This is a genomic window from Cupriavidus neocaledonicus, from assembly GCF_000372525.1.
In the GTDB taxonomy this organism is placed as follows: Bacteria; Pseudomonadota; Gammaproteobacteria; order Burkholderiales; family Burkholderiaceae; genus Cupriavidus; species Cupriavidus neocaledonicus.
Genome location: NZ_AQUR01000106.1, coordinates 472,886 through 492,945, shown reverse-complemented (window position 1 = coordinate 492,945; position 20,060 = coordinate 472,886). Strand labels below are relative to the sequence as shown.

Genomic DNA, 20,060 nt, shown 5'->3' with positions numbered 1-20,060 from the left:
CAGCCTTTGACCGGCGGCAGCTTCTGCGGCGTGCCGGCGGTGCCGACTAATGCCCGCCGGATGACGGCAATGTCATGTGGCGGTCATGCTCGTGTGGGGGGCCGACACCTAGACTTGCCACATCGCCGCCCATTCCGGACCGGCAACCTCACGGAGAAGCGATCCATGCATGCACTCAGGCAAGTCTTTGTCGCCACCGCTCTTATTGCCGGCGTTGCCGGCGCCGCCCAAGCCGCGCCACGCAGCGTCGATCCGTTCAGCGATGGCGCGCGCAGCGTGACCAGCACGCGCAGCCCGTTCACCGACGGTGCCAACGCCGCCACCGGCACCCGCAGCAGCTTTACCGACGGCGAGCACACCGCGACCGGCGCGCGCAATCCGTTCGGCGACGGTGCCCACAACCCCAACAGCCCGCGCGACAGCTTCAGCGACGGCGCCTGACGGCCGCAGACGACCCTGACGGCTCATTGAAGCGCCGCGCGGCGCGCCCTGTTCAGCGCACCTCGCCGTAGATGCGGCGGGCATCGGCCGCATCGGCGCTCGGCCGGCCCAGCGTCAGCCCGCCCTGCACCGCCTGCGCCACCAGCGCATGGTTGCCGGGCGCAAGGCTGCCGTCGCGCAACAGCAGGTTGTTCTCGAAGCCCACCCGCACATGGCCGCCAAACGCGGCGGCCGCGGTGACGCAGGCATTCTCCTCGCGCCCGAACGCGCAGATGGCCCACGGCAGTGCCTCGCCACCCTCGGCGGCGGCCTGCAGGAACGGCAGCAGGTCGTGCGGCGACGACACCTGTCCCGCCGCGTAGCGTCCCAGCACATACAGCACCGACCACGCGCCCGGCGGCACCATGCCGCGCGCGCGCATTTGCTGCCAGCGTCGCACGTCGGCCGCGTCATACAGGATCACCTGCGTCATCACCCGTTCGCGCGCCAGCCAGTTGAAGAACGCCGCCAGCTCGCTGTCCGCGAGCTGCGGCACCGCGACCTCGCGCAGGCCCACCGAGACCGCTTCGGGGCGCAGCGCGCGCACCATCGCCATCTGCTCGGCAGCCTGGTACACGCCGGCGGCCTCGCTGGTCACCTGCACCAGCAGCGCGTCACCGACCGCCCCCCTGACCGCGGCCAGCGCGTCGCGGTAGGTCTGCACATCGAGCGAATGGCGGCCCTGGGCATCGCGCACGTGCATATGCATCATGGCGGCGCCGGCGTCGAGGCAGGCGCGCGCTTCCGCCGCCAGCGCCGCCGCGGTCAGCGGCACCGCGGGATGGTCGCTGGCGCGCTTGTAGGCGCCGTTGGGCGCCACGGTGACGATCAGTGGCGATTCGGCCAGCGCCGCACGCTGCGGGACAGGCTGGGTGGCGGCCTGGACTGGGGTGTCGGTCATGGCTGGATCTCGGGCAGTTCGGGCGCGATCAGCGCCAGGCCGGCGCGCAGCAGTTGGTCGTAGCGCGCGCGCTCGGCGGCGATGGTTTCGGGCGTCCATGCGTAGAAGCCTTCGCCGCGCTTCATGCCGTGGCGGCCGTCGGCGGCGCGCTCGGACAGGCAGCGCGCGGGATGGTCGTCGTTGCAGAAGGTCGGGTACATGGTGGCGCCGGCCGCCGCATGCACGTCGATGCCGGCATGGTCGCGCTGCAGCACCGGCCCGGCCGCCAGGAAACGGAAGCCGAAACCGAAGCGCACCGCCGCATCGACGTCCTCGGGCGAGGCAATGCCACGGTCGATCAGGCTGAAGGCCTCGCGCGACAGCGCATGCTGCAGCCGGTTGGCGAGGAAGCCGGGCAGGTCCTTGCGCACCTTCACCGGCACCATGCCGCAGCGGCGCATGAACGCGGCCAGCGCGTCGGCATGGCGCTCGTCGCTGGCCTTTCCCAGCACCACCTCGACCAGCGGCACCAGGTGCGCCGGCATGAAGAAGTGCAGGCCCAGCATGCGTTCACGCGTGTCCAGGCCGGCGCCGATCGCGCTGATCGGGAAGCTGGAGCTGTTGCTGGCCAGCAGCGCATGCGGGCGCGCCCGCGCCACCAGTTCCGCGAAGAGCGCCTGCTTCAGCGCCAGCTCCTCGGGAATGCACTCGATCACCAGGCCGACCGAGGACCAGTCCACGGCGTCGAGCGTCGCCGCCACCGCGAGGCGTTCCGCGCCCGCTTCGCGGCCGATCGCCGCGAGGTTGGCGCGCACGCGGCCGGGCAGCGCGCCGGCACGCCCGGCATCGGGTTCGACGACGGTGGTGCGGCACAGCGCGCGGGCCAGCACCACGGCGACATCGGCGCCCATGGTGCCGCCGCCCACCACCACGGCGTGGACGGCACCCGGCCGGCTCAGGATGGATGGCGATGGCGCGGGGGTGGCGTTGGACATGGTTTCTCCTGGCATCCCGCCAGTGTAGAGAACCCGCTTTGATTGAAGAAGTCGATTCTCTGGATAAAATGATCACCAAATCAGATCAATCGCCTTGACGGTCCCGGCCACGGACGCCGCCGAAGCGCCACTTCCATGAACATCAACCTGTCGATGCGCGACATCGAAACCACGCTGGTGCTGGGCCGCACGCTGAACTTCCGCCAGGCCGCCAGCCAGCTGCACCTGTCGCAATCCGCCCTGTCCACCCAGATCCTGCGCATCGAGGAAGCGCTGGGCGTGCGCCTGTTCGACCGCACCACCCGCACCGTGCGCCTGACCGCGGCGGGCCAGGTCTTCATGCAGCAGGCCGCGCTGCTGCAGGCGGCGTTCCGCGGCGCCATCGACGCCGTGACCGGCATCGCCAGCGCCGAGCGCGGCCAGGTCGCGGTGGCCGCGCTGCCCTCCCTGGCGGCGCGGGTGCTGCCGCGGGTGCTGATGGCCTACCACCAGGCCCGCCCGGAAGTGGCGCTGAAGGTGTTCGACACCCTGTCCGGGCCGGCTTTCGACCTGGTCCGCGCCGGCGAGGTGGATTTCGCGCTGACCGCCGCCAACCCGCAACAGGCCGACCTGCAGTACGAGCCGCTGCTGTCGGACCGCTTCGTGCTGCTGATCCCGTCTGCGCATGCGCTGGCGCGCAGCCCCGGACCGCTGCGCTGGGCCGACACCGCCGCCGCGCCGCATGTGTCGATGACCCATCCCAGCAGCGTGCGCCAGTACGCGGAATGGGCCTTCCTGCAGAACCGCATCCGCTTCCAGCCGGTGTTCGAGGCCGAACGCCTGGCCACCATCGCGGCCATGGTCGAATGCGGCTTCGGCGTCGCCGCGCTGCCCGAGATCGCCGCCGGCACGGTGCGCCAGCCCGGCATTGTCGAGCGGCTGCTGACCGCGCCGGTAACCGAGCGCTCGATCGGGCTGGTCACCGCGCGCAACCGCAGCCTGTCGCCGGCGGCGGCCGAACTGGCGGCGGCCGTGCGCGCGCGGCTGGCCAGCCCGCCGCTGCCGGCTGCGGTGCCCGCAGCGGCCCCGGAGGCCCCGGAGGCCCCGGAGGCCCCGGAGGCCGGCGCATGAGCATCATCGTCGATATCCTGATCCTGGCCGGCGCGCTGCTGGCCATCGTCGCCGTGGTGCAGGTGGCCGCGGCACGGCTGGTGCTGCCGGAATCGACGCTGCTGTCGGCCATCGGCATTGCCATCGGCGCGGGCTATGTGGCGATCGACGCCGCCCACCCCGACTTTGCCCGGCACTTCCTGCATCCGCTGATCGACCCGGCCTTGCCGCCCGAGGCCTACCTGTGGATCTTCCTGCCGCCGCTGCTGTTCCACGCCGCGCTGACCGCCGACGTGCGCGGCATGCTGCCGGACGCGGCGCCGGTCCTGCTGCTGGCCGTCGTCGCCGTGGTGGTGGCCACCGGTGTCATCGGCGTGGCCACCGCGGCGGCCAGCGGCATGCCGCTGGCGGTGTGCCTGCTGCTGGGCGCGGTGGTGGCCACCACCGACCCGGCCGCGGTGATCGCGATCTTCCGCGACGTGGGCGCGCCGGCGCGGCTGATCCGGCTGGTGGAAGGCGAAAGCCTGCTCAACGATGCCGCCGCCATCGCCATCGTCGGCGTGCTGGTGGCGATGCTGACCGGGCACGGCGCGCAGGCGACGCTGGCGGCGGGCCTGCGCGAGCTGGCCTGGGCCTTTGTCGGCGGGGTGCTGTGCGGCGCGCTGGCCGGGCGGCTGGTGTCCGACCTGCTGCCGCGGCTGGCCGGCCTGGCCATGGCGGAAAGCGCGCTGACCCTGGCGCTGCCCTACCCGCTCTACCTGCTGGCCGAGCAACTGCTGGGCGTGTCGGGCGTGGTCGCGGTGGTGTGCGCCGGCCTGATGGTCAGCGCGCTGGGCCCCACGCGGCTGGCGCCGCCCAACTGGCGCCACCTGCGCATGATGTGGGAGCAGTTCGCCGGGATTGCCGGCGCGGTGGTGTTCCTGCTCGCCGCGGTGCGCGTGCCGTCGATGCTGGCGGGCGTGACCGGGCATCATGGCTGGCTGCTGCTGGCGCTGGTGCTCGCGGCGCTGGCGGCGCGCCTGGTGACGCTGTTCGGGCTGCTGCCGCTGCTGTCGTGGCTGCGGCTGAGCTCGCCGATCGACGGTGCCTTCAAGCTCGCCATCGCCTGGGGCGGGCTGCGCGGCGCGGTGACCCTGGTGCTGGCGCTGGGTATCGCCGAGAACAGCAACCTGCCCTATGAAACGCGGCATTTTGTCGCCATCCTCGCGACCGGCTTCGTGCTGGTCAGCCTGCTGCTCAACGGCACCACGCTGCGCGCGCTGATCCACCGGCTCGGCCTGGACCAGCTTTCGCCGCAGGAGCGCGCGCTGCAGTTGCAGGCGATCCGCCTCTCCACCGAGGAAGTCGAGGCAATGATGGCGCGCGTGGCCGATTCGTTCGACCTGCCTCCGTCAATCGCGCGCGAGGCGGCGCAGAAGTACCGGCACGGCATCGAGCTGGGCTCGGCGGAATTCGACTTCGACACCGCCCTGTCCGAGCGCGACCGCCTCAGCATCGGCCTGGTTACGCTGGCCACGCGCGAGCGCGAGCTGATTCCGGAATACGGCGACGGCGTGATCTCGGTGGCCAACCTCGACGCGATGATGCGCAACACCGCGCAGATGATCGACGCGGCGCGCGAACAGGGCCGCATCGGCTACAACCGCGCCGCGCGGCATATCCTGGACTATCACCTGGGCTTCAAGGTGGCGCTGTTGCTGCATCGCCGGCTGGGCATCGACCGCCCGCTGGCGCGCGCGCTGGCCGACCGCTTCGAACTGCTGATCTGCCGCCAGACCGTGCTGGACCGGCTGCGCCGCTACAACCGCTCGATGCTGACCCCGGTGTTCGGCGCGCGCATGGCGACCGTGCTCGACGGCGTGCTGGAAGACCGCTCGCGCGCGGCCGCCGAGGGCCTGGCGGACATGCGCGCCAAGTTCGGTGCCTATACCGTGGCGCTGGAGCGGCGCCTGCTGATGCTGTTTGCGTTGCGCAAGGGCCGGCTGTCGCTGGAAGCGATGCGCGAGGAAGCGGTGATTTCCAAGGAAGCGTTCAACCAGATTGCCCGGGTGATCCAGCAGGCGTGGCACGCCAGCCTGGTGCGCCCGCCGCTGCGCGGCGTGACGGAGCCCGCGGGCGGACCCGGCATGGCGCCGGGTCCGCAGCCGCAAGGCGGGGTAACGGCAGGGGTGTCAGGAAGGGTCTTTGGTGCGGGTACGCGAGACGGCCGCCATGATGCCGATGCCGAGCACGATCAGGCAGGCAATGCCGATATAGACCGGCGCCAGCCCGGCCGTCGACAGTCCCCAGGCAATGCCGCCCACCAGGACCAGCAGGCCGATGATATATAGCGCGAATGACATGAGTCGGCTCCTTCGGGGGTGCAACCTGTGTTCAATGTAGGCAGCGTGCGCGGCGCCAGGGATAGGACAAGGACGGATGCTGGCGTAGGCGGGTTCTGACCCGCTTGTGACGCGTCAGGGTCCTGACCGCCCCACGGGCTGTCATGCCCCGGTGCCGGCAGTTCTGTATCTGTCCGGGGCGCCACCCGGCCCGTATACTCGGGGACCGGCGCCCCCGCGCCGCACCGATCCCGAACATCAAACAAGCAACGGAGCAGCAGCATGCGTGTCGCATTCCTCGGACTGGGCGTCATGGGTTTCCATATGGCCGGCCACCTGGCCGCCAAAGGCCACGAGGTCACCGTCTATAACCGCACCGCCGCCAGGGCGCAGGCCTGGGTCGGGCGCTTCGGCGGCAAATCCGCCGCCACGCCCGCGCAGGCGGTGCGCGATGCGCAGGTGGTCTGCTCCTGCGTCGGCAACGACGACGACCTGCGCGCAGTGCTGACCGGGCGCGACGGCGCCTTCTTCGGCGCCCCCAGCGGTTGCATCTTTGTCGACCACACCACCGCCAGCGCCAACGTCGCGCGCGAGCTGTACGCGGCGGCCGGCGAGCGCGGGCTGCACTTTGTCGATGGGCCGGTCTCCGGCGGCGAAGTCGGCGCGGAAAAAGGCATCCTGACCATCATGTGCGGCGGCGACGCCGATGCCTTCGCGCACGCCGAGCCGGTGATCGCCGCCTACGCGCGCGCCGTCACCCGCATCGGCGAATCCGGCGCCGGCCAGCTGGCCAAGATGGTCAACCAGATCAGCATCGCCGGCCTGATCCAGGGCCTGTCCGAGGCCATCGCCTTCGGCGAGCGCGCGGGCCTGGACATGCGCCTGGTGCTGGATGTCATCAGCAAGGGCGCGGCCGGTTCGTGGCAGCTGGAGAACCGCGGCCCCACCATGATCGACAACCAGTTCGACTTCGGCTTCGCGGTGGACTGGATGCGCAAGGACCTGGGCCTGTGCCTGGACGAAGCCCGCCGCAACGGCGCGGCCCTGCCGGTCACGGCACTGGTGGACCAGTTCTACGCCGACCTGCAGCAGATGGGCTGTGGCCGCGCCGACACCTCATCGCTGATCAAGCGGCTGCGCCAGCACAGCGGCAAGGCCTGAGGGCCTCGTACGCGCCACCCCTGCCGTCGTCCGATTCCTACAGGGCAATCGGCGCCTCACGGAAGGGCCGCGCCGCGTCACACGCCTAAAGTGGACGCATGAGGGCCTGGCCGCTTCGATGTCATCCCGAGACCTGTGCGGCGGGCCCGGCAACGAGGCAGGAGACCATCATGTGGAAACTCGCAGGCGCGCTTCTGGTAGGCGCAAGCATGGCACTGGCCGGCTGTACGGCGGCGGGCGCGGTCGCCGGCGGTGTCGCCGGGCATGAACTGACCGACGGCAGCACCGCCGGCACCGTCGGCGGCGCCGTGGTGGGTGGCGTGATCGGCCACGAACTGGGCAAGTGAAGCGCCGCTACAGCGTCATCGTATCCAGGCCGCCGCGTGCGGCCTGTTTTGTTTGCGCTAGCGGTGGCTTGATGGCCGCTGCAGGCGCCGCCACAGCAGCAGGGGCAGCCGCACCACGAATCCGGCCAGCAGCCGCAGGTGCATGCCTGTCAGCAGCAGGTTGTCGCGCAGATAGCGGAAGTGCGAGACGCCGCCTTCGCGCCGGTCGAAGTAGCGCACCGGCGCGTCGAGGTTGAGCGGGCGCACGCCGCGCCAGCACAGCCGCACGGCCACTTCGGGATCGAAATCGAAACGCCGCATCCAGCGGCTGGATTGCATCACCGCACGCAGTGGCGCGATCGGGTAGACGCGAAAGCCGAACAGCGAATCGCCGATGCCGGCCCACAGCGTCTCCACGTCGACCCAGAAATTCGACATGCGCCGCCAGTAGACCCGCTCGCGCGGCGCGCTCGCGTCGAAGCGCGGGCGGCCCAGCACCATCGCGCCGGGGTTGCGCTGCGACGCCGCCATGAACGCGGGGATCAGGTGGGCCGGATGCTGGCCGTCGGAATCCATCACCAGCACATGCGTGTAGCCGGCAGCCGCGGCCCGGTCGATGCCGTGCAGCACCGCGGCGCCCTTGCCCTGGTTGCTCGGCAGCACCAGCACCTGCAGTCCGGGATCGGCGGCGGCCTGCGCCTGCAGCCACTGCGTGCTGCCGTCGGTGCTGCCGTCGACCACCACCCACACCGGGGTCCACGCCGCGCGCGCGCCGCGCAGCACCTCCTGCAGGCGCACGCCGGGGTTATAGCTGGGGATCAGCACCAGGTGGGTCGCCGAAGGCTCGGCGCCGCCTTCCACCAGCGCCGGCGCGGGCGTGGCTTGCTGCGGCATATCGTGGTCCTGTCCGTTCTTGAAGGAAGCGGTGGCGGGCTAGCGCGTGCGGTGTTCCGCCAGATAGGCGGCCAGGCTGCCCAGCGAGGTGAAGATGGTCTTGTTGTCGGGATTGTCCGAGCGCAGCTCGACGCCGTACTTGCGCGATACCAGCAGGGCGATCTCGAGAATATCGATCGAATCCAGCCCGAAGCCTTCTCCATAGAGCGGGGTCGCGGCGGTGATGTCCTCCAGCCGCAGTTCGGCGATGTCGAGTTCGTCGAGGATCAGGCGGGCAAGTTCGGTTTCGAGTTCGGTCATGTTGCTAGATGGCTGGAACGCCGCTGCGCCGCCTCGTGCCGGGCACAAGGATCCCGCTGCGGGTGTCGGGCACCCGAATGCTATCAAACGGGGCATTCCCGGGCCAGTCGAGAGAAGTTTAGTAACAACATCAACGACCTATTGGGGAATCATGATCGCGTCCGGAGGGTCTTTTGGGGTATAAAGCGTTCGCTCCGCATGCCGCTCGCTGCCTTTCCGGCGCGTCGCACGCCAAGCGCCTTACGCAACACACCAAGCTCATACAGATGCCTTCGAGCCAGCCCGTCGACCGCCTTCCCCCGCCCGCCGCCGCCGTGCCCGCGGCGGACGCCGCCGCCCCGTGGTGGCGGCGCCATGCCTGGATCGGCGCGGTGGCAGCCTTCGTGGTCTACGAATCGGCCCTGCATCGCGCGGCGCACCAGCCCGGCGCCGAGGTGGCCGCGCTGTGGCTCGGCGCGGCGCCGTTCCTGCTGATCGGCTTCGTGGCCTGCCGCCGGCTGGCCGGGGGCGTGCCCGCCCTGCTGGCGCTGCTCGCCGCCTGCGCGGCGCTGTGGCTGTGGCGCGCCCCGCTGTCCGGTCATTTCGGCTGGACCTACTACCTGCAGCATGCGGGCGCCAATGCCGCGCTGGGCGCGATGTTCGCGCTCAGCCTGCGCCGCGGCCGCACCCCGCTGTGCACCCAGATCGCCACCGCCATCCACGGCACGCTGTCCGCCGCGCATGCGCGCTATACCGTGCGCGTCACCCAGGCCTGGACGCTGTTCTTCGCGGCGATGGTGGGGGTGTCGACGCTGCTGTTCGTGCTTGCCCCGGTGGCGGCCTGGTCCAGTTTCGCCAACCTGGCCACGCCGCTGCTGATCGGCCTGATGTTCGCGGCCGAGGCCGTGTACCGCCGCATCGTCTTTCCGGGCATGCGCCACCGCGGGCTGCTCGACGCGGTGCACGGCTACCGCGCGCTGATGACGGCCCGTGCGGCCCGGCCCGGCTTGCCGCGCTGACGCGCCGCCCCCCGGCCCCGGCCCCGCGCAACAGGCACAGGCTCCGTCCATGACCACGCTCCCCATCGTTGCCCACGCGACGCCCGACGACATCATCGCCTGGGCGCACGGGCGCCCCGTCACCGTGCGGCAGTTCCTCGCCGATGTGGCCCGCCTGGCAGCGGCCTTGCCCGCCGGCGGCCACGTCTTCAACGCCTGCACCGACCGCTACCGCTTTACCGTCGGCCTGTGCGCGGCGCTGCTGGCAGGCAAGCCGACGCTGCTGCCGCCCTCGCACACGCCCGGGACGGTGCGCCAGTTGCTGGCCTTCGCGCCCGACACCTTCTGCCTGCATGACCAGCCCGACGCGGCCTTCGACATGCCGGCGCTGTACTACCACGATGGCCTGGCCGCCACCGCCCGCACCGCCAACACCGCCACTGACGGCCCGGTCGAGATCCCGCAGGTTCCGGCGGCGCAGGTGATGGCCTACGTGTTCACGTCCGGCTCGACCGGCACGCCGGTGCCGCACCGCAAGACCTGGGGCGCCATGGCCGCCAGCGCGCGCGCCGCGGCGCAACGGCTCGGCCTGCTCGACGGGCGCGCCTGGACGCTGGCCGGCACGGTGCCACCGCAGCATATGTTCGGCCTTGAAGCCACCGTGATGCTGGCGCTGCAGGGCCGCGCGGCGCTGGTGGCCGCGCCGGCGTTCTATCCGGCCGACGTCAGCGCGGCACTGGCCGCGGTGCCGGCACCGCGCGCGCTGGTCAGCTCGCCGGTGCACCTGCGCACGCTGGTGCAATCGGGGCTGGCCATGCCCGCGGCCGACCTGGTGCTGTGCGCCACCGCACCGCTTGGCCGCCAGCTGGCCGCCGCGACCGAGGCGCTGTTCGCCGCGCCGCTGCGCGAAATCTACGGCAGCACGGAGACCGGACAACTGGCCACGCGCCGCACCGCACAGGAAGACACGTGGACGCTGGTGCCCGGGGTGCGGCTGCAGGCCCGCGCCAACGCCGCCGGCGACGATACCGAGACCTGGGCCGAGGGCGGCCATATCGAGCAACCGGTGCCGCTGGGCGACGCCATCGTCCCGCTCGACGCGCAGCGCTTTTTGCTCCATGGGCGCAAGGCCGACCTGCTCAACATCGCCGGCAAGCGGACTTCGCTGGGTTACCTGAATCACCAGCTCACCGCGATTGACGGCGTGCGCGACGGCGCGTTCTTCATGCCGGGCGACGCGCATGAAGGCGACCCCCACGGGCACGTGGTGCGGCTGGTGGCCGTGGTGGTGGCACCTGGCGTGGCGCCGGCCCGCTTGCAGCAGGCGCTGCGCGAACGGATCGACCCGGCCTTCATGCCGCGCCCGCTGTACTTTGCCGAGCGCCTGCCGCGCAATGCCGCGGGCAAGCTGCCGCGCGAGGCGCTGGCCGCGCTGGTGGCAACCCTGTCCGGCACGCAGGACCGCCCTGCCGCGCCGCCGCCAGGCTTTGTCATCGACGCCGGCCACCCTGCCATGGCCGGCCATTTCCCCGGCCACCCGATCGTGCCGGGCGTGGTGCTGCTGGATCATGCCGTGCTGGCGCTCGGGACCGCGCTGGGGCGCCCGCTTGCCATTGCGCAGGCCAGCATGCTCAAGTTCCTGAGCCCGGTGCGCCCGGGCGAGCGCGTGGAGGTGCTGCACCAGGCCGAGGCGGCAACCGGTGGCGCCGAGACCATCCGCTTCACGCTGCGCAGCGCCGGGCGCGAGGTCGCCAGCGGCACGCTGCAGCTACGCGGCGGCGCGGCGCAAGCGGAGGCACTGCCATGCTGAGCTGGCTGTGGCGGCGCCAGGCGCCGCTGGATACGGAATGGTCCAGCCGCGAAGAGCGCGGCAGCATCACGCTGCTGCGCGTCATGACGTGGATCTCGCTGGCGCTGGGCCGGCCTGCCGGGCGCGTGGTGCTGCGCGCCATTGCCGCCTACTTCATGCTGTTCGCGCCGGCGGCGCGCCATGCCTCGCGCGCGTACCTGGACCGCGTGCTCGGCCGCCAGGCCAGCTGGAGCGACGGCTACCGCCATGTGTTCACGTTCGCCTCGACCATCCACGACCGCATCTACCTGCTCAACGGCCGCTTCGACCTGTTCGACATCCGCCTGCATGGCGAGCAGCTGCTCGAAGCCGCGATGGCGCGCGGCCGCGGCGCCATCCTGCTGGGCGCGCACCTGGGCAGCTTCGAGGTGGTGCGCGCGCTGGGCCGGCGCCATCCGGACATGGAGGTCGCGATCACCATGTACGAAGAGAACGCGCACAAGCTCAACGACGTGCTGCAGTCGATCAACCCGGCGATGCGCCAGGACGTGATCGCGCTGGGCCGCTTCGACACCATGCTGCGCGTGCGCGACTACCTCGACCGCGGCTATATGATCGGCATGCTCGCCGACCGCACGCTGTCGCAACGCGCCACCGACCCGGTGCAGCAATGCGGGTTCCTCGGCGCGCCGACCGGTTTCCCCACCGGTCCGCTGCGCATGGCGGCGATGCTGCGCCGGCCGGTGTTCTTCATCACCGGCCTGTACCGCGGCGGCAACCGCTACGACGTCCATTTCGTGCCGCTGGCGGACTTCACCGAAACCGCGCGCGGCCAGCGCGAAACCGCGGTGCAGGCGGCGCTGGCTGACTATGTGCGGCTGCTGGAGCGGTTCTGCCGCAGTGCCCCGTACAACTGGTTCAACTTCTATGACTTCTGGCACGCCGGCCCGCCCCTGTCCGAGCAGCCGCCGCCGGGCAACGAACCCTAACCCGTGAGCCGCCACTGATGCTCTTCTCCGCGCGCCCTTTCCGCTCTCCATTGCCGGCCCTGCTGGCAGGCGCCCTGCTCGCGCTGGCACCGCTGGCGGCCACGGCGGCACCCGCCTCATCCGCCGTGCCGGCCGCCACCGCCGCCTTCGGCGTCGACCAGCTGATGTCCACCCTGGCGCAGCGCAAGTCCGGGCGCGTGCTGTTTACCGAGACCAAGTACCTGGCGCTGCTCGACAAGCCGGTGCAGTCGTCGGGCGAACTGCGCTTCACCGCGCCCGACCACTTGGAAAAGCGCACGCATTCGCCCAAGGCGGAAAACCTGGTGCTGGACGGCGACATGCTGACGGTCGAGCGCGACGGCAAGCGCTACACCATGCCGCTGCAGAACTACCCCGAGATCGCGGCCTTTATCGAGAGCATCCGCGCCACGCTGGCGGGCAACCGCGATGCGCTGGAGCGCTACTACAAGCTCGGCGTCGAGGGCCGTGCCGGCCGCTGGACATTGACGCTGACGCCGGCGGACTCGCGCATGGCCGCGGCCGTCAGCCAGGTGCGCATCGACGGCAGGCAGGATGTGCTGGACCAGGTCGAGATCCGGCAGGCCGACGGTGACCGCTCGGTGATGAAGATCCGGCCGGCCGCGGGCCGATGAGCGCGGCACCGCGCCGCCTGGCGCTGGCGCTGTGGGTGCTGGCACTGCTGGCCTGCGCCGCGGTCGTCAGCCGCACCAGCTTCACCGCCGACCTGTCCGCCTTCCTGCCGCGCCTGCCCAGCGCCGAGCAGCAGTTGCTGGTGAACCAGCTGCGCGACGGGCTGGTATCGCGCCTGATCCTGGTCGGCATCGAGGGCGGCGATGCCGATGGCCGCGCGCGGGTCTCGCGCGCGATGGCGGCGCAACTGCGTGGCGACCGGCGCTTCGCCTCGGTGCAGAACGGCGAGCCGGTCAACCAGGCGGCGGACCGCGAATACGTGTTCGCGCACCGTTACCTGCTCAGCCCCGAGGTCACGCCGGAGCGTTTCAGCGAACAAGGGCTGGCCCGGGCGGTGAATGATTCGTTCGCGCTGCTGGCCTCTTCCGCCGGGCTCTTCACCAAGTCCTTGCTGCCGCGCGATCCCACCGGCGAGGTTGCGGCGATGCTGGCGCAGCTCGACGCCGGCCAGCGCGTGCCGGTCCATGCGGGCGCATGGGCCTCGCGCGACGGCAAGCGCGCGCTGCTGCTGGCGCAGACCGCCAGCGCGGGCTCGGATACCGATGCGCAGGCTGAGGCGATGGCGGCCGTGCAGCAAGCCTTTGCCAGCGCCGCCGGGTCCGGCCCCTACCAGCTGGTGATGACGGGCCCGGGCGTGTTCTCGGTCAAGGCGCGCGACACCATCCGGCACGATGTCGAGCGGCTCTCGACCATCGGCCTGGCCATCATCGTCACGCTGCTGCTGGCGGTGTACCGCTCGGTGCCGCTGCTGGTGCTTGGGCTGGTGCCGGTGCTCAGCGGCGCGCTGGCGGGCATCGCCGCGGTCAGCCTGGGTTTCGGCGGCGCCGTGCATGGGTTGACGCTGGGCTTCGGCACCACGCTGATCGGCGAGGCGGTCGACTATTCCATCTACCTGTTCGTGCAGTCCGCGCAGTACACGCGCAATGGCCGGCGCGACGAGCGCGCCTGGCTGGGCGGCTTCTGGCCGACGGTGCGCCTGGGGGTGCTGACTTCGGTGTGCGGCTTTGCGTCGCTGCTGCTGTCCGGCTTCCCGGGGCTGGCGCAGCTGGGCCTGTATTCGATCGCGGGACTCGCCACCGCCGCGCTGGTCACGCGCTTCGTGCTGCCGCAGCTGGTGCCTGCCACGCTGCAGCTGCGCGACGTCGCCCCGCTCGGCCGCAGGCTGCAATGGCTGGCGGAGCGCGCGCCGCGGCTGCGCTGGCTGGTGCTGCTGCTGGTCGTGGGCGCCTGCGTGGTGCTGCTCCAGCATCGCGGCACGCTGTGGGGCCGGGAACTGCAGGCGCTGAGCCCGGTTTCGGCCAGCGACCAGGCACTCGACACCTCGCTGCGCGAAAACCTGGGCGCACCGGATGTGCGCTACCTGGTGGTGGTGTCGGGGCCGGACCAGGAGTCCGTGCTGCAGGGCGCTGAGCGCGTCGCGCATGAGCTGGAACCGCTGGTGGCGCAGAACTTCATCGGCGGCTACGAGAGCCCGGCACGCTACCTGCCCAGCGCGGCGACCCAGCGCGAGCGCCAGGCCAGCCTGCCGCCCCCCGATGTGCTGGCACAGCGGCTGCATGCCGCCATCGCCGGCCAGCCGGTGCGCGCATCGGTGTTCGCGCCGTTCCTGGCGCAGGCCGAAGCGGCGCGCACCGGCCCCCTGCTGCAACGCGAGAGCCTGCGCGGCACCTCGATGGCACTGGCGCTCGACGCGTTGCTGGTGCAACGCAACGGCCGCTGGAGCGCCACGCTGCCGCTGCGCGCGCCGGTGCATGCCCCGGACCATGCCAGCGCGGCCGACGGCGTCGACAGCGCCGCGGTGCGTGCCGCGATCCAGCGCGCCGGCGTACCCGAGACCCTGTTCGTCGACCTGAAGGGCGAATCGGACCGGCTCTATGCCGGCTACCTGCGCGAAGCCCTGCTGCTGTCGCTGGCCGGACTGCTGGCGATCATCGCCCTGCTGGCGCTGGCGCTGCGCTCGCCGCGGCGGGTGCTGGCGACGGTACTGCCGCTGGCCGCCGCCGCGGTAGTGGTGCTGGGCGGGCTGGCGGCGCTGGGCCAGCCGCTGACTCTGCTGCACCTGGTGGGCCTGCTGCTGCTGGCCGCGGTCGGGTCCAACTACGCGCTATTCTTTAATGGCCCGGCGGCAGACGGCCAGGCGGCCGGCGCTTCGCCGCACACGCTGGTGTCGCTGCTGCTGGCCAACCTGACCACGGTCGCCGCATTCGGGCTGCTGTCGCTGTCGAGCCTGCCGCTGCTGCAGGCCTTCGGCCTGACGGTCGGCCCCGGCGCCGTGCTGGCGCTGTGGTTTTCGGCCATCCTCGCGCCCGCGCCGTCGTGGGCGGCAGCCGGGAAGGCCGGGAGTGCAACATGAAGCCACTATCCGCACCGGGCGTCGCCCTGCCCGAGGGTCCTCCCAGCCGCCCCTGGCGGCCCACCCCGCTGCTCTATGGCGCCGCCGCGGTGCATGTGGGTGCCGTCGGCGCCCTGCTCGCTTACCCGCAGGGCGTGGGCTGGGCCGTGGCCGGCATCGGCGCGAGCCATGCGGCGATGTGCGCGGCCGGCTTGTGGCCGCGCAGCACCTGGCTCGGCCCCAACCTGCTGCGCCTGCCGCCATCGGCCGAGGGCTGCGTGGCGCTGACCTTCGACGATGGCCCCAATCCGGACCTGACGCCGCGCGTCCTCGACCTGCTCGACCAGCACGGCGCCAGCGCGACGTTTTTCTGCATCGGCGAGCGCGCCGCGGCGCATCCCGAACTGGTGCGCGAGATCGTGCGCCGCGGCCATGCCGTGGAGAACCACAGCATGTACCACCGGCTGTACTTCTCGCTGTTCGGACCCGCGCGCATCCAGCGCGACATCGCCGCCGCGCAGCAGGTGCTGACCGAGATCACCGGCCAGGCACCACGCTTTTTCCGCGCCCCGGCGGGGCTGCGCAATCCCTTCCTGGAACCGGTGCTGTGCCGGCTGGGGCTCCAGCTGGCTGCCTGGACCCGGCGCGGCTTCGATACCCGCAGCGGCAACAACGCCGCGCGCGTGGCGCGGCGCCTGGCCGGCCGGCTGGCGGCACGAGACATCCTGCTGCTGCACGACGGCAACCCCGGCCTGGACCCTGCCGGCCGGCCCCACTGCACCACCGTGCTGCCGGACCTGCTGGGCGCGATCGAGCGCGCCGGACTGCGCTGCGTGACGCTGCGCGCCGCGGTGCCGCCGGGCTGAGCCGCCGGGGCTTGTTACAATTGGCGCTGCCTTCAGAGATTCCTTCCATTCGCCTCACCGAAGCTGTGTCCCCGCTCCTGTTCTCGCATTTCACGGCCACCAGCTGCCTCGGCACCGGCCTCGACGCCACGCTGGCGGCGCTGCGCGCGCAGCGCGGCGGCCTGGCGCCGTGCCGCTTCGGCGACGTCGCCCTCGATACCTACGTCGGCGAAGTCGCGGGCGTCGACGCCGTCGCGCTGCCCGCCGCGCTGGCCGAGTTTGACTGCCGCAACAACCGGCTGGCGCAGCTGGCCCTGGCGCAGGACGACTTTGCCGCACGCGTGCGCGAGGCGGCGGCGCGCTACGGCGCCCACCGCATCGGTGTCTTTCTCGGCACCAGCACCGCGGGTGTGCTGCAGACCGAGCTGGGTTACCGTCAGCGCGATCCCGCCAGCGGCGCGCTGCCGCCGGACTTCCACTACGGCGGCACCCACAATCCTTACTCGCTGCCCGCGTTCCTGCGCCGGCAGCTGGGCCTGACCGGGCCGGCGGCGGCGGTGTCGTCGGCGTGCTCGTCCGGGGCCAAGGTGTTCAGCTCGGCACGGCGCATGCTGGAGGCCGGGCTGATCGACGCGGCGGTGGTGGGCGGCGTCGACTCGCTGTGCCACACCACGCTGTACGGCTTCAATGCGCTGGAGTTGCTGTCGCGCCAGCCGTGCCGGCCCTACGACGTAGCGCGCAACGGCATCTCGATCGGCGAAGGCGCGGTGTTCGGCCTGCTCGAACGCGTGACCGGCCCGGTGGCGGACGATGCCATCCTGCTGGCAGGCATCGGCGAATCGAGCGACGCCCACCATATGTCGACGCCACACCCGCAGGGACTGGGCGCGCGCATGGCGATGGCGCAGGCGCTGGCCGGCGCCGGCATCGCGCCGGCGCAGGTCGGCTACGTCAACCTGCACGGCACCGCCACGCGCAGCAACGACGCCGCCGAAGCGCTGGCCATGGCCGCGGTGCTGCCCGGCACGCCGTGCAGCTCGACCAAGGGCGCCACCGGCCATGCGCTGGGCGCGGCCGGCGCGCTCGAGGCGGTGATCTGCGCGCTGGCGCTGCGCCACGGCCTGGTGCCGGCCGGCATCAACACCACGCAGCCAGACCCTTCGCTCGACGTGAACTACCAGCTCGCCAACCAGGACGCCGATTTGCGCTACGCGATGAGCAATGCATTCGGTTTCGGCGGGTCCAACTGCAGCCTGCTGTTCGCGCGCGCGGACGCGGTTTCCCACTGAGCCAGCGCCATGCCGCAGCCTGTCTATATCGAAAGCATCGGCCTGCTCGGCCCCGGCCTGAGCGGCTGGCCGCAGGCCAGTGCCGTGCTCGCCGGGCGCGCGCCATACGCGCACGCGGCCACCGAGCTGCCGCTGCCCGCCGGCCTGCCGCCGGCCGAGCGCCGCCGCACCGGAGCCACCGTCCGTCTCGCGCTGGGCGTCGGCCAGCAGGCGGTGGCGGCCAGCGGCCGCGATGCCGCGCAACTGCCGACGGTCTTTACCTCGTCCAGCAGCGATGGCCATAACTTCCATGCCATCTGCGAAGCACTGGCGCAGCCCGAGCCGCTGATGTCGCCCACGCGCTTCCACAACTCGGTGCATAACGCGACCGCCGGCTACTGGTCGATCGCCGCCGGCGCGATGCGCGCCTCCAACGTGCTGTGCGCGATGGACGGCAGCTTTGGCGCTGGCCTGCTGGAAGGCGCGCTGCAGGCCAGCGCCGATGCCGAGCCCTGCCTGCTGATTGCCTATGACACCGGCTACCCGGAGCCGCTGCACAGCTGCCGGCCGATTCCCGACCCGTTCGGCGTGGCCCTGTTGCTTACGCCGCAACCGGGCGCGCGCTCGCTGGCACGCATCGAGGTGGCACTGACACAGGCGCCGGCCACCGCGATGCCGGACGCCGCACTGGAAGCGCTGCGCAACTCGGCACCGGCCGCGCGCGTGCTGCCGCTGCTGGCCGCCATCGCCCGCGGCGAGACCGGCACGGTAGTACTGGATTATCTGGATACGCTGCGGATCGAAGCCGAAGTCACCAGCCTCGGCAGCCAGGCCCATGCCTGAAGCGATCAGGGACCGCGCATGGATCGCGGCGCGCATTCCGCACCAGGGCAGCATGTGCCTGCTCGACGGCGTGGTGGCATGGGACGGGGCAGCGATCCGCTGCACGGCAACCAGCCACACGCATGCGGAGAATCCGCTGCGTGCGCGGAACCGGCTGGCAGCGGTATGCGGGATCGAATATGCCGCGCAGGCCATGGCCGTGCATGGCGCCCTGCTGGCCGAGGCCGAACAAGACGGCGGCGCGCCGCGGCGCCCGCGCACGGGCTATCTTGCCAGCGTGCGCAAGCTGGTGCTGCAGGTGGAGCGGCTCGACGACATCCCGGCGCCGCTGGAGGTCACGGCGGAGCGCATCAGCGGCGAAGGCGCCACCGTGCTCTACGCCTTTGTCGTCAGCGCCGCGGGGCGCACGCTGCTGTCGGGCCGCGCGGCGGTCATCCTCGATGCCGCCGCGCTGGGCGATAACGCCGGCTGAAGCGCGCGGCCAGCACCCTGGGCTCAGCGCGCCGGCAGGATCTTGCCCGACACCGTACCGAAGCCGACGCGATAGCCGTCGCCCTGGCAGTAGCCGGTCATGATCACGTCGTCGCCGTCCTGCAGGAAGCTGCGCTGGCTGCCATCGGCCAGCGTCAGCGGCTCGGCGCCGTTGCGGGTCAGTTCGAGCAGGCTGCCGTAAGAGTCCGGCGTGGTGCCGCTGATCGTGCCCGAACCCATCAGGTCGCCCACGCGCACGTTGCAGCCCGACACCGTGTGGTGCGCCAGCTGCTGCGCCATGGTCCAGTACATCGCCTTGAAGTTGGTGCGGCAGATGGTGCTGGGCGCCGCTGCGCCGGCGGGCTGCAGCGCGACTTCCAGCGCGATGTCGTAGGCGTTCTTGCCCTGCTGCTGCAGGTAGGGCAGCGGCTCGGGCGATTGCGCGGGATTGTCGCGGCGGAACGGCTCGAGCGCTTCCATGGTGACCACCCACGGCGAGATCGAGGTACCGAAGCCCTTGCTGTTGAACGGCCCCAGCGGCACGTATTCCCATTGCTGGATATCGCGCGCGCTCCAGTCGTTGAGCAGCACCATGCCGAACATATGCGCCGGCGCATCGGCGGTGCTGACCGGCTCGCCCAGGGCGGAGGGCTTGCCGACGATAAAGCCCATCTCCAGCTCGAAATCCAGCTTGCGGCAGGCGCTGAAGACCGGGCGCGCCTCGTTCGGCAGCTTGATCTGGCCGTTGGGGCGATGCAGCGGCGTGCCGCTCACCACCACCGAGCTGGCGCGGCCGTTGTAGCCGATGGGGATTTCCAGCCAGTTCGGCAGCAGCGCATTGTCCGGATCGCGGAACATGCGGCCGACGTTGGTGGCGTGCTCCTTCGACGAATAGAAGTCGGTGTAGCCCGGGATCTCGACCGGCAGGTGCAGCGTCGCCGCCGACATCGGCACCAGCGCCCGGTCGCGCAAGGCGGCGTTGTCGCGCAGGGCGGCGTCCGCACCGGACAGCAGTGCCGTCAGGCGCCGGCGTGTTTCGCTCCAGACCGGCTGGCCCAGCGCGATGAAGCGGTTCAGGCTGGCCGCGGCAAAGGTGCCCCGGGCCGCTTCAGGCAGCAGGCCCGCCTGGTCCAGCGCGGCGAGGTCCAGCACCTGGTCGCCGATGGCGACGCCGACACGGGGCGCCTGGCCTTGGGTGGAGAACACGCCGTAGGGCAGGTTTTGCAGCGAAAAATGGGTGTTGCCGTCGTTGGCGCTGTCGATCCAGCTGGTTTGGGGGGCGGTCATCGGATACTCCGGAAATTTTGGTGGCACTTGTCACATGCGGTGACGCGTCACGCCTGGCGAGCGCCTGCCCTCTCATCCCTCTCCCGCAAGCGGCAAAGGATA

The 20,060-nt window shown here is 71.5% G+C and carries 18 protein-coding genes and 1 pseudogene; 14 read left to right on the top strand and 5 right to left on the bottom strand.

From position 1 onward, the window contains the following. Positions 1-165 precede the first annotated feature (165 nt). Positions 166-441: a hypothetical protein gene (locus A3AG_RS0128125; protein WP_018008625.1), complete on the top strand. Its 276-nt coding sequence runs from the start codon at positions 166-168 to the stop codon at positions 439-441. Between the two features lie 52 nt (positions 442-493). Here the strand turns inward: A3AG_RS0128125 and A3AG_RS0128120 are convergent, their stop codons facing one another. Both A3AG_RS0128120 and A3AG_RS0128115 read right to left on the bottom strand, forming a co-directional pair. Next, a complete protein-coding gene (locus tag A3AG_RS0128120) occupies positions 494-1,381 on the bottom strand; it encodes a beta-keto acid cleavage family enzyme (RefSeq protein ID WP_018008624.1) in 888 nt (295 codons plus the stop codon). After that, positions 1,378-2,355, bottom strand: a complete 978-nt coding sequence (locus tag A3AG_RS0128115) for a 3-hydroxyacyl-CoA dehydrogenase family protein (protein ID WP_018008623.1) — start codon at positions 2,353-2,355, stop codon at positions 1,378-1,380. Before A3AG_RS0128115 ends, A3AG_RS0128120 begins: the two co-directional genes overlap by 4 nt. 135 nt (positions 2,356-2,490) lie before the next feature. On the opposite strand from A3AG_RS0128115, the gene A3AG_RS0128110 reads away from it, so the two are divergent. From A3AG_RS0128110 to A3AG_RS0128095, 4 genes and pseudogenes are all read left to right on the top strand, one after another. After that, on the top strand, positions 2,491-3,465 hold the full coding sequence (locus A3AG_RS0128110) for a LysR family transcriptional regulator (RefSeq protein WP_018008622.1): 975 nt from the start codon (positions 2,491-2,493) through the stop codon (positions 3,463-3,465). Beyond that, complete coding sequence (locus A3AG_RS0128105; protein ID WP_018008621.1) at positions 3,462-5,774, top strand: cation:proton antiporter; 2,313 nt, start codon at positions 3,462-3,464, stop codon at positions 5,772-5,774. Before A3AG_RS0128110 ends, A3AG_RS0128105 begins: the two co-directional genes overlap by 4 nt. Before the next feature lie 267 nt (positions 5,775-6,041). Continuing rightward, a pseudogene (locus tag A3AG_RS0128100) lies at positions 6,042-6,926 on the top strand (NAD(P)-dependent oxidoreductase); the annotation flags it as partial. Positions 6,927-7,096: 170 nt separating this feature from the next. Next, entirely contained in the window at positions 7,097-7,273 is a 177-nt protein-coding gene (locus tag A3AG_RS0128095; protein ID WP_018008619.1) for a glycine zipper 2TM domain-containing protein, read from the top strand. A gap of 57 nt (positions 7,274-7,330) precedes the next feature. Here A3AG_RS0128095 and A3AG_RS0128090 read toward each other — a convergent pair whose 3' ends face one another. Beyond that, positions 7,331-8,146: a glycosyltransferase family 2 protein gene (locus A3AG_RS0128090; RefSeq protein WP_018008618.1), complete on the bottom strand. Its 816-nt coding sequence runs from the start codon at positions 8,144-8,146 to the stop codon at positions 7,331-7,333. A 39-nt stretch (positions 8,147-8,185) separates the two neighbouring features. Beyond that, on the bottom strand, positions 8,186-8,446 hold the full coding sequence (locus tag A3AG_RS0128085; RefSeq protein WP_018008617.1) for a phosphopantetheine-binding protein: 261 nt from the start codon (positions 8,444-8,446) through the stop codon (positions 8,186-8,188). 266 nt (positions 8,447-8,712) lie between these two features. Here A3AG_RS0128085 and A3AG_RS0128080 point away from each other — a divergent pair, with 266 nt between their 5' ends. The 9 genes from A3AG_RS0128080 (at position 8,713) to A3AG_RS0128040 (ending at position 18,672) form a co-directional block, all read left to right on the top strand. Next, positions 8,713-9,444 carry a COG4648 family protein gene (locus A3AG_RS0128080; protein ID WP_018008616.1) on the top strand — a complete coding sequence of 244 codons (732 nt, stop codon included), beginning with the start codon at positions 8,713-8,715 and terminating at the stop codon, positions 9,442-9,444. A 49-nt stretch (positions 9,445-9,493) separates the two neighbouring features. Beyond that, on the top strand, positions 9,494-11,233 hold the full coding sequence (locus A3AG_RS0128075) for an AMP-binding protein (protein ID WP_018008615.1): 1,740 nt from the start codon (positions 9,494-9,496) through the stop codon (positions 11,231-11,233). Then, a complete protein-coding gene (locus A3AG_RS0128070; RefSeq protein ID WP_018008614.1) occupies positions 11,227-12,201 on the top strand; it encodes an LpxL/LpxP family acyltransferase in 975 nt (324 codons plus the stop codon). The genes A3AG_RS0128075 and A3AG_RS0128070 overlap by 7 nt, the downstream gene beginning before the upstream one ends. 17 nt (positions 12,202-12,218) lie before the next feature. Then, positions 12,219-12,854: a LolA-related protein gene (locus A3AG_RS0128065; RefSeq protein ID WP_018008613.1), complete on the top strand. Its 636-nt coding sequence runs from the start codon at positions 12,219-12,221 to the stop codon at positions 12,852-12,854. Continuing rightward, positions 12,851-15,265: an MMPL family transporter gene (locus A3AG_RS0128060; RefSeq protein WP_018008612.1), complete on the top strand. Its 2,415-nt coding sequence runs from the start codon at positions 12,851-12,853 to the stop codon at positions 15,263-15,265. Before A3AG_RS0128065 ends, A3AG_RS0128060 begins: the two co-directional genes overlap by 4 nt. Continuing rightward, a complete protein-coding gene (locus tag A3AG_RS0128055; protein ID WP_018008611.1) occupies positions 15,262-16,110 on the top strand; it encodes a polysaccharide deacetylase family protein in 849 nt (282 codons plus the stop codon). The genes A3AG_RS0128060 and A3AG_RS0128055 overlap by 4 nt, the downstream gene beginning before the upstream one ends. Before the next feature lie 65 nt (positions 16,111-16,175). Beyond that, positions 16,176-17,378 carry a beta-ketoacyl-[acyl-carrier-protein] synthase family protein gene (locus A3AG_RS0128050; protein ID WP_018008610.1) on the top strand — a complete coding sequence of 401 codons (1,203 nt, stop codon included), beginning with the start codon at positions 16,176-16,178 and terminating at the stop codon, positions 17,376-17,378. A gap of 9 nt (positions 17,379-17,387) precedes the next feature. Next, positions 17,388-18,200 carry a beta-ketoacyl synthase chain length factor gene (locus A3AG_RS0128045; RefSeq protein WP_018008609.1) on the top strand — a complete coding sequence of 271 codons (813 nt, stop codon included), beginning with the start codon at positions 17,388-17,390 and terminating at the stop codon, positions 18,198-18,200. Beyond that, positions 18,193-18,672: a hotdog family protein gene (locus A3AG_RS0128040; protein WP_018008608.1), complete on the top strand. Its 480-nt coding sequence runs from the start codon at positions 18,193-18,195 to the stop codon at positions 18,670-18,672. Before A3AG_RS0128045 ends, A3AG_RS0128040 begins: the two co-directional genes overlap by 8 nt. 23 nt (positions 18,673-18,695) lie before the next feature. On the opposite strand, the gene fahA is transcribed toward A3AG_RS0128040, so the two are convergent. Further along, the gene (fahA, locus tag A3AG_RS0128035; protein ID WP_018008607.1) at positions 18,696-19,958 is read right to left on the bottom strand and encodes a fumarylacetoacetase; all 1,263 of its coding nucleotides are present in this window, start codon (positions 19,956-19,958) and stop codon (positions 18,696-18,698) included. Between the last annotated feature and the right edge of the window lie 102 nt (positions 19,959-20,060).